10 protein-coding genes and 1 tRNA gene are annotated in these 13487 nt (G+C 61.9%); 3 read left to right on the top strand and 8 right to left on the bottom strand.

Annotated features, from left to right (window positions below; all coding sequences use genetic code 11):
* Window positions 1-29 precede the first annotated feature (29 nt).
* The 6 genes from HB860_RS05565 to HB860_RS05590 form a co-directional block, all read right to left on the bottom strand.
* A complete protein-coding gene (locus HB860_RS05565; RefSeq protein ID WP_139434283.1) occupies window positions 30-1562 on the bottom strand; it encodes a tripartite tricarboxylate transporter permease in 1533 nt (510 codons plus the stop codon).
* A 9-nt stretch (window positions 1563-1571) separates the two neighbouring features.
* A complete protein-coding gene (locus tag HB860_RS05570) occupies window positions 1572-2033 on the bottom strand; it encodes a tripartite tricarboxylate transporter TctB family protein (RefSeq protein WP_139434284.1) in 462 nt (153 codons plus the stop codon).
* A gap of 42 nt (window positions 2034-2075) precedes the next feature.
* Entirely contained in the window at window positions 2076-3041 is a 966-nt protein-coding gene (locus HB860_RS05575) for a tripartite tricarboxylate transporter substrate binding protein (RefSeq protein WP_005327879.1), read from the bottom strand.
* 204 nt (window positions 3042-3245) lie between these two features.
* On the bottom strand, window positions 3246-4766 hold the full coding sequence (locus HB860_RS05580) for a lytic transglycosylase F (protein WP_247626001.1): 1521 nt from the start codon (window positions 4764-4766) through the stop codon (window positions 3246-3248).
* 209 nt (window positions 4767-4975) lie between these two features.
* On the bottom strand, window positions 4976-6661 hold the full coding sequence (locus HB860_RS05585; protein WP_139434287.1) for an aspartate:alanine antiporter: 1686 nt from the start codon (window positions 6659-6661) through the stop codon (window positions 4976-4978).
* Between the two features lie 772 nt (window positions 6662-7433).
* Window positions 7434-7509, bottom strand: a tRNA-Asn gene (locus HB860_RS05590).
* A 132-nt stretch (window positions 7510-7641) separates the two neighbouring features.
* On the opposite strand from HB860_RS05590, the gene uvrB reads away from it, so the two are divergent.
* From uvrB to HB860_RS05605, 3 genes are all read left to right on the top strand, one after another.
* The gene (gene uvrB / locus HB860_RS05595; RefSeq protein WP_139434289.1) at window positions 7642-9654 is read left to right on the top strand and encodes an excinuclease ABC subunit UvrB; all 2013 of its coding nucleotides are present in this window, start codon (window positions 7642-7644) and stop codon (window positions 9652-9654) included.
* The gene (locus tag HB860_RS05600; RefSeq protein ID WP_025327135.1) at window positions 9651-9908 is read left to right on the top strand and encodes a YkvA family protein; all 258 of its coding nucleotides are present in this window, start codon (window positions 9651-9653) and stop codon (window positions 9906-9908) included. Before uvrB ends, HB860_RS05600 begins: the two co-directional genes overlap by 4 nt.
* Window positions 9909-9988: 80 nt before the next feature.
* On the top strand, window positions 9989-10639 hold the full coding sequence (locus HB860_RS05605) for a DedA family protein (protein WP_139434290.1): 651 nt from the start codon (window positions 9989-9991) through the stop codon (window positions 10637-10639).
* Window positions 10640-11141: 502 nt separating this feature from the next.
* Here the strand turns inward: HB860_RS05605 and dsbB are convergent.
* Together dsbB and nhaB are read right to left on the bottom strand one after the other, a co-directional pair.
* On the bottom strand, window positions 11142-11663 hold the full coding sequence (gene dsbB, locus HB860_RS05620; RefSeq protein WP_247626002.1) for a disulfide bond formation protein DsbB: 522 nt from the start codon (window positions 11661-11663) through the stop codon (window positions 11142-11144).
* Between the two features lie 86 nt (window positions 11664-11749).
* Window positions 11750-13324 (bottom strand): Na(+)/H(+) antiporter NhaB, encoded by a 1575-nt coding sequence (gene nhaB / locus HB860_RS05625; RefSeq protein WP_247626003.1) that lies wholly within the window; start codon window positions 13322-13324, stop codon window positions 11750-11752.
* Window positions 13325-13487 lie beyond the last annotated feature (163 nt).

The following is a 13487-nucleotide window of genomic DNA, read 5'->3' on the forward strand; positions in this document are numbered from 1 at the left end:
TGTTGGCGCTCTTTTTGTGATGACTGGGATCAGGTCGGGTCGGATTGCAGGGTCGCCACCGGCGTGCGACGGGCCTGCCACCACTGCCAGAGCGGCAGCAACAGCATCACCAGGGTGACCAGGGTGAAGCCCAGGGTGATGGGGCGCTCCCACAGGAAGCTCAGGGAGCCGTCGTTGATCACCAGGGCCCGGCGCAGGTTGTCCTCCAGCATGCCCCCCAGGATGAAGCCGAGCAGCATGGGGGCCATGGGGAAGTCCAGCAGGCGCAGCCCTATAGCCACCAGGGCCACCAGCACCATCACATAGATGTCCATGGTGTTGAAGGAGACCAGGTAGACCCCGATGAGCGAGAACAGCAGCACCATGGGGATGAGCACGGGGCGCGGCACCTGCAGTACCTTGGCCAGGTAGGGAATGAGCGGCAGGTTGAGGATCAAGAGCACCACGTTGCCCAGATACATGGAGATGATCACCGACCAGAACACGTCCGGGTGCTCCATGAAGAGGCGCGGGCCAGGCTGGATACCGTAGGCGATGAGGGCCCCCAGCATCAGGGCCGTGGTGCCGGAGCCCGGGATCCCCAGGGTCAGCAGCGGCACGAATGCCCCGCTGGAGGCGGCGTTGTTGGCCGCTTCCGGCGCGGCTATGCCGGTCAGGCTGCCCTTGCCAAACTCGTCCCGCTTGCCCTTGCGGGCGAAGTTGCGCTCGGCGCCATAGGCCATGAAGGAGGCGATGGTGGCGCCGGCCCCCGGCAGCACGCCGATGAGGAACCCCAGCACAGAGGAGCGGGCGATGGGGGGGGCTATCTCCTTGACCTCGTCCCGGCTCAGCTTGAGGGAGCCGAGCTGCTGCAGCTTGCTCGCCTCCTCCTTGCTGGTGTCCTTGCCCGGGCGCAGCACCGTCATCAGGATCTCCGCCAGGGCGAAAGTGGCCATGGCCAGCAGCAGGAAGGAGAAGCCATCCCGCAGGTCCGGCAGGCCGAAGGTGAATCTGTCCACCCCGACGCTGCGGTCGATGCCGACGGTGGAGATCATGATGCCAAACAGCGCCATGATCAGCGCCTTGAGCACCTGGCCCTTGCCGGCAAAGGCGGCCACCGCGGAGAGCCCGAGCACCATGAGGGCGAAGTAGTCCGCCGACTGGAAGGCGAGGGAGACCTTGGCGAGCAGGGGGGCCGCCACCATCAGGAAGATGGCCGACAGGGTGCCGCCGACGAAGGAGGCGTAGGCGGCGATGGCCAGCGCCTTGCCTGCGAACCCCTTGCAGGCCAGCGGATAGCCGTCGATGGCGGTGATCATGCTGGCGGAGCAGCCCGGGGTGTTGATCAGGATGGAGGCGGTGGAGCCGCCAAACATGGAGCCGTAATAGACCCCGGCCATCAGTATGATGCCGGAGGCCGGGTCCAGCCCGTAGGTGATGGGGATCATCAGGGCGATGGCGGTGACGGGCCCGAGGCCCGGCAGCATGCCGATGAAGGTGCCGACGAAGCAGCCGACCACCACCATGAAGAGGTTGATGGGCATCATGGCGGTGCCGAGCCCTTGCAGGATTCCGTCTAACATGGGTTCTCCTTATCCCAGCAACTGGGTGAACAGCCGACCCGGCTCGAGATAGACATTGAGCCCCTTGGTCAGCAGGGCCCAGAAAATGAGGGTGAAGGGGATGCTCACCTTGCAGGCGAAGGCGAGGCTCTGCTCGCCCATCAGCAGGATGCCGCCGATGAGGAACAGGATGGTGGCGATGAGGAAGCCGAGCCAGCCGAGGGCTAGGCCATAGACCAGCATCAGCCCCAGCAGGGCGAACACCAACCGCCAGTTGCCGGACTCCTTGCCCAGTCGCTCCCCTCCCGGGGAACAGATCAGGATCAGGGAGAGCAGGACCCCGACACCCGCCAGGGCATAGGGCAGGGTGCTGGCGGTAAAGGGTTCATATTCGTCCCCCGGGTAACCGGGGATCTGGGTGGCGTGATAGCCATAGGCGAGGGAGAGCAGCAAAAACAGCAGCCCCCCGAACCTTTCCTTGGTCAGTCGCATGATGACTCCGATGGGCGGGCCTGGCCCGCCACGGGCTGAAGGTTACTTGATGAAGCCGAGCTCGCGCATCAGGCCGCCAATTTGCTGCTCCTGACTGTTGAGGAAGGCAGTGAACTCGGGGCCGGCCTGATACTGGTTGATCCAGCTGTTGCGCGCGCGCACCACTTCCCACTCCGGCTTGTCGTACATCTGCTTGAGCAGGGCGGCGAACTCGGCGGACTGCTCGGGGCTGACGTCGGGGGAGGCGAAGTAGCCGCGCCAGTTGGCAAAGACGGTGGGGTTGCCCTGTTCGCTGAAGGTGGGCACCTGGCTCGCATCCGGCATCCGCTCGGGGGCGGTGACGCCGAGGATCCGCATCTGGCCGGACTTGACCGCCTCCATCGCCTCGCCAAAGCCGGTGGAGAGCACCTGGGTTTCCCCCGCCAGTACCGCCGCCATGGCGCTGCCACCGGCGTCATAGGCCACGTAGCGCAGCTTGCCGGCATCGGCCCCTGCATTCTTGAAGGTCATGGCGGCCACCAGGTGATCCAGGCTGCCGCGGGCGGAGCCGCCGGCGATCTTCACCTTGGCGGGATTGGCTTCATAGGCGGCCAGCAACTGGGCCCAGTTCTGATAGGGGGAGTCCAGCGGCACCGCCAGCGCCTGATAGTCGGCGATGATGGCGGCAACCGGGGTGAGATCCCGGAAGGATTGCGGCAGCTCCTTGGAGAGGGACTTGACGATGATGGGGGTGGAGTTGACCAGCAGCGTCTTGTCGGACTGGGCCGAGGTCTCGATCAGGTGGGCGATGGCCTTGGCGCCGCCACCGGCCGAGATGTTCTGGTAGGAGGCGGTGGTGATGAGGCCGGACTTGGTCAGGGCCTCGCCGGTGCCACGGGCCGTGTTGTCCCAGCCGCCGCCGGCGCCGCCCGGGATCAGGAAGTGGACTTCGTCTATCTTGGCCTGGACGCCGAGGCTGGCCCCCAGCAGGCAGCAGAGCAGGGTGCGCTTGAAGGTTCCTTGCAACATGGTGTTCTCCTTGTGATTGTTGCAAGGAGGTTAATTAATCGTGTCTGATTGGAAAACAATCTGGCCGTAATGGCTATTAAGGCTGTTCTACCCATTCTGTTCATTCTGGTCATGGGAAGAAGGGCGCTTTTTGCCTAAGAAGAGGCGGGGCTCGCCTCTGCTGAAGAGGGAGCCCCGCCTGCAACTGGCATTGGTCCTGGCTGCCTATGATTTCTCTGCCGCCGAGACTTTCTCGCCCATCTTCTCCTGCTGCTTGAGGGTCTCGGTGGCCTGCTCCTTGAGCTGCAACTGCTCCATCACCAGCTTGTAGGCGATGTAGTACTTGTAGATGTTGCCCACATAGGTCACGGTCTCCGGGCCTATCTTCTCGGCCGCCACGTACTCGACGTTGTGGAACCAGACATTGGGATCCAGCCCCCGCTTCTTGGCCTCGGCCCGCAGCCGCGCTACCCGGGCGGGACCGGCGTTGTAGGAGGCAAACGAGAACAGGGCCTTGTCGAGGGCCGTCATGGGCTCGTCGGCGTAGTAGTGATCTATCATCCAGCGCATGTATTTGACGCCGCCGTGGATGTTGGGCTCGAGCTGGCGTATGTCCCCCACCTTGAGCCCTTTCCCGGTGGCGGGCATGATCTGCATGATGCCGATGGCGCCGACATGACTACGCGCCTTGTGGTTGAGGGCCGACTCCTGATAGCCCTGGGCCGCGATCAGCAGCCAGTCCACGTCGTATTTGTTGCCGTATTCACGAAACAGCTCCACCACCTGCAGGAACTTCTTGCGCTCGGCCTCGGCGGCGCTCTTGATGAACTTGTTCTGCTTGAGGTAGCGGGCCAGGATGGCCTCGCCGGTGGCCTTGCCCCGCAGCGCCTTGATCTGCTCGTTGAGCATGGCGAGCAGCTGGGTGCTCTCCTTGCGTACCGCCCAGGCGATGATGCCGCCGTCGCGGAACACGGGCTCTTCGTGGATCCGGATAGCCGGGAAGATCTTCTGCCAGAAGCGGGCCTTGTGCTCATCCATGACGATGAAGGGGAGCAGGCCGGCATTGACCATCTCCACCAGATCTTCGTCCTCCAGCACCTCGGAGGCGGGCTGGATGTCGATGAGGGGTTCCCCCGCCTCCTTGCGTGCCTGGTTGTAGGCCATCAGGCTCTCGAAGTAGCTGGAGGAGGGCCTGACATAGATGCTCTTGCCCCCGAGATCGGCGGCGCTCTCCACCTTGGGGGAGTCCGGCCCCGAGATGAGCAGCTCGCGCACGTTCTCGATGAGGGGGGCGCTGAACTCCACCCCCTGCTGCCTGCGCTTGTCCGTGATGGTGAGGTTGGCGGCGGCGATGTCCCCCTTGCCGTCGATGAGGGCCTTCAGCAGGTTTTCCCGGGCGACCGGAATGAAGACGAAGTTCAGCTTGAGGTGGCGCTTGATGGCCTTGTCCTTGCGCAGCTGCTCGTTGAGCCGCTTTTCAACCTGCATGAAGGCGTCGTAGGTGACCCCCCGTTGCACCCCCTTGTGGATGAAGTAGCCGGTCTTGTTGTAGGTGGTCAGCACCCTGATGGTGCGCCGTTCCATCATGGCGTCGAGGTCCCCCAACATGGGTTTGGCGAGATCCTCGCTGGCGAAGCTGAGGGCGCTGCGCGCCTCTTCTTCGGTTGCCGCCTTGTCCGCTTCGGCGCTCCAGGCCAGTGGCAGGGAACCCAGCACCCAAACAAGGAAAATCCATAAGCGTTTCATGACGATCACCTCACTCGTTTTACTGAGTGTAAGTGCCGCGCAGGGGGCGCTTTAGCTCTTTGAGTTTCATCGCCGCCAGCCAATAGCACGATTCCAGCTATCTGGCCTGCTGCCCCTCCCAGGTCGTTGAAAGCCCTCAGCCCCGACGACAAAAGAGGGAGCCCATGGGCTCCCTCTTTGCGGATAGTGTCGGGTCAAGGGGAGCTGGGCTAGAACCAGAAACCGATGATGAAGGAGCCCGCCAGGGTCAGCATCACGTTGGCCACCGCATAGGTGCCGGCGTAGCCGAGCGCCGGGATCGAGCTGTTGGCGGCTTCGTTGACCACGTCCATGGCCGGGGCGCAGGTACGGGCCCCCGTGATGGCTCCGAGCAGCAGGGCCGGGTTCATCTTCAGCACCCAGACCCCGAACAGATAGCCCACCAGCACCGGCAAGGTGGTCACCAGCATGCCGGAGAAGAGCACCACCACCCCCACCTCGCTGAGGTGATCCAGGATGCCGCCCCCCGCTTTCAACCCTGTGCTCACCATGAAGACGGCGAGGCCGAGATCCTTGGCAAGGCGCAGGGCACCGGGCGGCACATAACCTACCGTCGGGTGGTTGGCCCTCAGGTAACCCATCAGAATGCCCGCCAGCAGCAGGCCGACGGCGTTGCCGAGGCCAAATTCGATCTGGCCGAACACCAGGGAGACGGAGCCGATGAGCAGGCCGAGCACGAAGAAGGTGGTGAAGGCCACCAGATCCGTGGTCTGGCTGTGGATGCTGATGAAGCCGATCTTGTTGGCCAGCAGCTTGACCCGCTGCTTCTCGCCGCTGATCTGCAGCACGTCGCCTTTTTGCAGCATGATGTTGCGATCGAACGGCATCTCGATCTGGGAGCGCACCACCCGGTTGAGGAAGCAGCCCTTCTCGGTGAGGTTGAGTTCCACCAGATGGCGGCCCACCACGGCGTCGTTCTTCACCACTATCTCTTCGGTGACGATCTGCAGGTCGAGCAGGTTGCGGTCAAACACCTCCTTGCCGTTGCGGTAGTTGACGTCCAGCTTCTCGTGGCTCTCGGGATAACCCACCAGGGCGATCTCGTCCCCCTCCTGGATCACCGCGTCTCCATCCGGGCTTGCCAGTATGCCGTTGCGGCGGATCCGCTCCACATAGCAGCCGGTGTGGGGGTAGATGCCGGTTTCGCGCAGGGTGCGGCCACCTATCCAGGCGGCGAGCTCAGGGCCGACTCTGTAGGCGCGGATGATGGGCAGGTAGGTCTTGCGGCTCTCGCTGTCGGAGAGCCCCCGCTCGCGGGCGATCTTCTGGGCCTCGGTATTGAGGTCGAGCCGTGCCAGGGAGGGGAGGTAGCGCACCACCAGCATCAGCCCCACCAGACCCACCAGGTAGGTCAGGGCGTAGCCGATGCCCATGTTGTCGAGCACGGGCTGCATGTCGGTGCCGTGGGGCAGGTTGAGCAGGCCGCTGCGCAGGGCATCCTGGGCCCCCACCAGCGCCGGGGTCGAGGTGAGCGACCCCGCCAGTATCCCCGCCGCCATGCCGGGTCCCAGATTGAAGAACTTGGCCAGTCCCACCGTGAGCAGCAAGGCGGTCAGCAGGATCACCAGGGTCAGGGTGATGTAGTGGATGCCGTCGCGTAGGAAGACGCTGAAGAAGTGCGGGCCCGCCTCGATCCCCACACAGAAAATGAACAGCATGAAGCCGACGTTCTCGGTGGAGGTGGAGAACTGGAACCCCATCTGGCCAAACAGCAGGGCGGTGAACAGCACCCCTATGGTGTTGCCAATCTGGAAGTTGCCGATGCGCACCTTGCCCAGCAGCAGGCCGAAGGCCAGCACCACGAACAGCAGCAGGGAGTCGCTTTGATGTAGCAGTGTCACGAAATCTATGGTCATGCCCGGAAAAACCGAGGAAAAAAGTGGGGCCGATATTGTGCCGGATCCCTTATCAAGAAAGAAGCGCGAAAGCGGATTAACGGCCAGTTAAGTGCTGGTCTCCCCGGGGAGGGGAGGGGTGCGCAGGCAACTTGGGGAAAATACCTCTATTTTCCGCTGCCGTTCTCGCTGTCAATGAGTGATTTCTGCTGTCGACCAGGGAAGGAGTGACAGCCCTGTGGACAATTTATTACCTGCTGCGCAGGGGGCGATTGAGCATTGTTTTCAGCATTTTTGACTGGCGGGGAGCGAGGGATGCAAAGGAACCCTTCTTGCCGTTCGGTGGAGGCTGACCCATGGCACGGGGCATGGCGAAAAAAAAGTGGCAGGAAGAGGAGGTCTCGCCCCCGCCCGACCCATTTAGGGGGGAGGGCAAAAACAGGAGAAAATGGGGGGCGAGATGTTTCGTCTCGCCAAAGCGGAGACAATCGCTGCCAACCTAGGCCTGCATTGGGTTTGGCATACTTACCCACAGAAACTGTGGATAACCCTGTTCATGAAACTTGGCGATCAGCCTGCAAGCCGCGCCAATACTGGGGTGCAAGGACTGTTCAAAAAATACCGGTAAAAAAATGTTTCTATAAAAATCAAATAGTTATACGCAGCAGAACAAAACGCTGCTGGCCAGGAACCGGGGATCAAATGGGGAGTGTGCCGCGAGGGACGGCTTGTGCATTAAAATTGGCAGAGGAAAGCACTAAAGTGGATAACTTGCACCGAGATGGTGAGGAATTGGCTCCCCCGACTGGACTTGAACCAGTGACATACGGATTAACAGTCCGCCGTTCTACCGACTGAACTACGGGGGAACATCAGGCAAGGAGGAGCATCATACAGAGGTCGCATTTCGGGGTCAATAGCCGTCAGGGGGCGAGAGCGGATACCCAGGCCAGTCAACTCGGGGTACACTGCTCTCTTGCCGTTTTTTGTCGGGAGTCGTCATGAATAAGCCTTTCAAGCTGGCCAGCCAGTTTAAACCCGCGGGGGATCAGCCTGCGGCCATCGCCCGCCTGCTCGATGGCATCGAGTCCGGCCTCGCCCACCAGACCCTGCTCGGGGTGACCGGGTCGGGCAAGACCTTCACCATGGCCAACGTCATCGCCACCCTGAACCGCCCGACCATGATACTGGCTCCCAACAAGACCCTGGCTGCCCAGCTCTATGGGGAGATGAAGGAGTTCTTCCCCGAGAACTCGGTGGAGTACTTCGTCTCCTATTACGACTACTACCAGCCGGAAGCCTATGTGCCGACCACGGACACCTTTATAGAGAAGGATGCCTCCATCAACGATCACATCGAGCAGATGCGGCTGTCGGCCACCAAGGCGCTGCTGGAGCGGCGGGACGTGGTGATCGTCGCCTCGGTATCGGCCATCTATGGTCTGGGGGACCCCCAGGCCTACCTCAGCATGATGCTGCACCTGAAGGTGGGGGATGTGATCAACCAGCGGGACATTCTGCGCCGCCTCGCCGAGCTGCAATACACCCGCAACGACATGGCCTTCCAGCGCGGCACCTTCCGGGTGCGGGGGGAGGTGATCGACATCTACCCTGCCGAATCGGACAAGTTGGCCTTGCGGGTGGAGCTGTTTGACGAGGAGGTGGAGCGCCTCTCCCAGTTCGATCCCCTGACCGGCGCCATCGAGCAGACTGTGGTGCGCTACACCATCTACCCCAAGACCCACTACGCCACGCCGAGGGAGACCATCCTCGGGGCCATCGATCACATCAAGGAAGAGCTCAAGGGGCGCCGCGAGCAGTTGCTCTCCCTCAACAAGCTGGTGGAGGAGCAGCGCATCAGCCAGCGCACCCAGTTCGACATCGAGATGATGCAGGAGCTGGGGTACTGCTCCGGCATCGAGAACTACAGCCGCTATCTGTCGGGGCGTGCCCCCGGCGAGCCGCCGCCCACCCTGTTTGACTACCTGCCGGGGGATGGCCTGCTCATCATCGACGAGTCCCACGTCACTGTGCCGCAGATAGGCGCCATGTTCAAAGGGGACAGATCCCGCAAGGAGACCCTGGTGGAGTACGGCTTCCGGCTCCCCTCGGCGCTGGACAACAGGCCGCTGAAGTTTGACGAGTTCGAGGCCCTGATGCCCCAGACGGTGTTCGTCTCGGCCACCCCCGGCCCCTACGAGCTGGAGAAGTCCGGCGGCGACGTGGTGCAGCAGGTGGTGCGTCCCACCGGCCTGCTCGATCCTGTCATCGAGGTGCGCCCCGTCACCACCCAGGTGGACGATCTGCTCTCCGAGATCCGGCTGCGGGTGGCGGTGGAGGAGCGGGTGCTGGTCACCACCCTCACCAAGCGGATGGCGGAAGACTTGACCGAGTACCTGGCGGATCACGACGTGCGGGTGCGTTACCTGCATTCGGACATAGACACAGTGGAGCGGGTGGAGATCATCCGTGATCTGCGTCTCGGCAAATTCGACGTGCTGGTGGGCATCAACCTGCTGCGGGAAGGGCTCGACATGCCGGAGGTCTCCCTGGTGGCCATTCTGGATGCGGATAAAGAGGGCTTCCTGCGCTCCACCCGCTCCCTCATCCAGACCATTGGCCGGGCGGCGCGCAACCTCAACGGCAAGGTCATCCTCTACGGCGACACCATCACCAACTCCATGAAGGTGGCCATCGAGGAGACCGAGCGGCGCCGTGCCCTGCAGCACGCCCATAACCTGGAGCACGGCATCACGCCCAAGGGCCTCAACAAGTCGGTGGGGGACGTGATGGACATGGGGGGCAGCCGCACCGCCGGCAAACCCGGCAGAGGCAGTCGCAAGGCGGCCGAGCCGCAAGGGGAGTACCATGCCCGCTCCGCCAGCGAGATCGCCAAGGAGATCAAGCGGATGGAGGAGCAGATGTTCCAGCATGCCCGGGATCTGGAGTTCGAACAGGCCGCCGCCATGCGGGATCAGATCCAGCGGCTGCGCGGCGAGTTGATTGAATCATGAGCGGCAAGCGTTGGCTGATCTGGCGGCGCCTGCGTCGCCTCTACGCCGGTTTTCGCCACCCGGACACCCCCTGGTGGGCCAAGGGGCTGGTGATCCTCATCCTCGTCTATGGCATCAGTCCGGTGGATCTCATCCCGGATCTGGTGCCCTTCGTTGGCTGGCTCGACGACGTCAGCCTGCTGCTGTTGCTGCTCTGGGGGTGGGAGTCCTGCCTGCCCGCAACGGTCAGGAAGGGGCTGGATACCCTGGAATGAGGGGAGAGACGATGCCGCAGATTGTCGGGCGCAAGGCATTGGCGTAGACTCCACGCCGTTCACTTCATGGGTATGAGAAAATGGATCTGATCCTGTTTGCAATCGACTTTATTCTGCACGTTGACGTGCACCTGAAAGAGCTGTTCGAGCACTATGGCATCTGGGTTTACGCCATCCTGTTCCTCATCATCTTCTGTGAGACCGGCCTGGTGGTGACCCCCTTCCTGCCCGGCGACTCCCTGCTGTTTGCCGCAGGCGCCCTCACCGTGGGCAGCGTGCTGGACGTGCACACCCTGGCGGGGGTGCTGATCATCGCCGCCGTGCTCGGCAACGTGGTGAACTACACCATAGGCCACTTCTTCGGGGATCAGCTGTTTCGCAATCCCGATTCGAAGATCTTCCGGCGCGACTATCTGGTCAAGACCCACGCCTTCTATGCCAAGCATGGCGGCAAGACCATCATCATCACCCGCTTCCTGCCCATAGTGCGCACCTTTGCCCCCTTCGTGGCGGGCATGGGAGCCATGACCTACCCGCGCTTCCTGGCGTTCAACCTGATTGGCGGCTTGCTGTGGGTGTTGTCGTTCGTCTATGCGGGCCACTTCTTCGGCAACCTGCCGGTGGTGCGCCACAACTTCACCCTGCTCATCTTCGGCATCATCGGCATCTCGCTGCTGCCCATGATTGTCGGCATGGTGAAGGCTCGGATGCACACCGCCAAGGCGAGTTGAGTGCGTGCCTGTGCAACCGAGTACAGAGACTGCGGAGAATGAAAAGGGAGCCGATGGCTCCCTTTTTGTATGTGTTGATGCGTCTTATATGGCTGCGTCAGCGTCAGTTGCAGCAGCGGCCCTTGACCAGGTTGCCGACTGCCACAACCACGAACACCAGCAGGTAGGCGGCGAAGCTGGCCATCAGCCAGATGACAGGGGCATGGAGAAACGAGAGCGGCTTGGGTGGCTGGCACCGCTGATGGAAAAGGGAGCCAATGGCTCCCTTTTTGTGTGCGTTGATGCGTCTTATACGGCGGCGTCAGCGTCAGTTGCAGCAGCGGCCCTTGACCAGGTTGCCGACTGCCACAACCACGAACACCAGCAGGTAGGCGGCGAAGCTGGCCATCAGCCAGATGACAGGGGCATGGAGAAACGGGAGCGGCTTGGGTGACTGGCACCGCTGATGGAAAAGGGAGCCGATGGCTCCCTTTTGTATGGGTTGTATATGGCGGCGTCAGCGTCAATTGCAGCAGCGGCCCTTGACCAGGTTGCCGATGGCGACCACAGCAAACACCAGCAGGTAGGCGGCGAAGATGACGATCAACCACTGCGGCATGGAGAAACTCAGGAACTGCCAGCTGATCTCGCTGCAATCGCCGTCCGGGAAGAAGAGCCAGGGGATCCACTGATCCAGCGGCGCCCAGCTTGGGAAGTCGACGAAACCTTCGCACACATTGAAGGGGGAGGGGTTCACCTGGTAATCCACATGCTTGAGTGCCAGCTTCAGGCCCCAGAAGGCGCTGTAGCCCCACAGCAGCATGGCACTCCAGCGGAGATACCACTTCTCTGGTGCCACCATGCCGAGCAGGCCGGCAGCGAACACCCCGAGGATGGCGATCCGCTCATAGATGCACATCACGCAAGGGTGCAGACCCAGCACATGCTGGAAGAAGAGGGCGCACAGCTCGAAGCAGAGAGCAGACGCAGCCAGCAGGCCCCAGGCCAGACGATGGCTGGCAATACGGCGAAGAAACTCGATCATCTGATTGATCTCACAGAGAAAAATAATGGCTGAATTAGAGCAGAGCCCCATTTAAAAAGAAAGGGGCCTCATGGCCCCTAGCGTCATCAGTGTGCCGCCGGTGCCAGGGTTGGCACAGCGCCCCCCTGCGTCAGCCAGCCGGCCTGGTAGAACCATTCGGTGGCAGGGGCGAGCAGTTGTTCCACCGCAAAGAACCCCACCAGCCCCAGCACCAGGGTGTAGGGCAGAGCCATCCACACCATGCGGCCATAGGAGAGGCGCAGCAGCGGCGCCAGCGCCGAGGTGAGCATGAACAGGAAGGCCGCCTGGCCATTGGGGGTGGCCACAGACGGCAGATTGGTCCCCGTGTTGATGGCCACCGCCAGCAGATCGAAATGCTCGCGGCTGATGGCGCCATTGAGCAGGGCGGTCTTTACCTCGTTGATGTAGACGGTGCCGACGAAGACGTTGTCGCTCACCATGGAGAGCAAGCCGTTGGCCAGATAGAAGAGGGCGAGCTGATCCTCGGGTTTGGCAGCCAGTACCCACTGGATCACCGGTTTGAACAGCTGTTGATCGATGATCACCGCCACCACGCTGAAGAAGACGGTGAGCAGGGCGGTGAAAGGCAGCGCCTCATGGAAGGCCTTGCCGAGGGCATGTTCCTCGGTGACGCCGGTGAAGGAGGTTGCGAGCACTATGACGGTCAGGCCGATCAGGCCCACCGCCGCCAGATGCAGGGCCAGACCTGTGATGAGCCAGATGGCGATCGCCGCCTGAACCAGCAGCTTGGCCTTGTCTTGCGGGCTGCGCCCGGCATCTTCGTCGCGCTCATAGGCTTCCATGATATGGCGCACAGGCTCTGGCAACTTGGTGCCATAACCGAACCAGCGGAATTTCTCCACCAGGATGCAGGTGAGCAGACCGCAGAGGAAGACGGGGATGGTGACCGGGGCCATGCGAATGGCAAATTCACCGAAATGCCAGCCCGCCTGCTCACCAATGATGAGGTTCTGGGGCTCGCCGACCAGGGTGCACACGCCCCCCAGGGCAGTACCGATGGCGGCATGCATCATCAGGCTGCGCAAAAAGGCGCGGAACTCGTTCAGGTGCTGGCGAGACAACTCGTCGATGTCCTCGTCATCCTGATGCTGACCCTCAAACTCGTCGCGGGAGGCCACCTTGTGATAGATGGCGTAGAAACCGGTGGCGACGCTGATGACCACGGCGATCACCGTCAGGGCGTCGAGGAAGGCGGACAAGAAGGCCGACACCAGGCAGAAGGCGAGGGAGAGCAGGGTCTTGGAATGGATGCGGACCAGCATCTTGGTGAAGACGTAGAGCAGCAACTGCTTCATGAAATAGATGCCGGCCACCATGAAGACCAGCAGCAGCAGGACTTCGATGTTGGCCACCAGTTCATGCTTGATCTGGTTCGCTGAAGTCATGCCGATGAGCACGGCTTCGATGGCCAGCAGGCCGCCCGGTTGCAGCGGGTAGCACTTGAGCGCCATGGCCAGGGTGAAGATGAACTCGACAACCAGCAACCAGCCAGCCAGGAAGGGATCAATGTGGAAGACGATCGGATTGATCAGCAGGAATAGAACGATGGCAATTTTGTACCACCGAGGGGCATTACCCAAAAAATTCTTTGCAAAAGCGCGCCCTAGGCTGATTGGCATAATGATGGTTCTCTGTTCTGTTGTTGGTATCTGCGTCTATGCAGTCGAGCCCGACTCGACCCGAACATCCGGATATTCACCTTTATCAAATTGATTGCACATGATTTTAATCAAGGGAGCGCTAACTATAAATAACGCCGCCGTACTTGCCCAGCGGCGAGGC

Origin of the sequence: Aeromonas genomosp. paramedia, from assembly GCF_023093515.1 — a bacterium.
Taxonomy (GTDB): Bacteria; Pseudomonadota; Gammaproteobacteria; order Enterobacterales; family Aeromonadaceae; genus Aeromonas.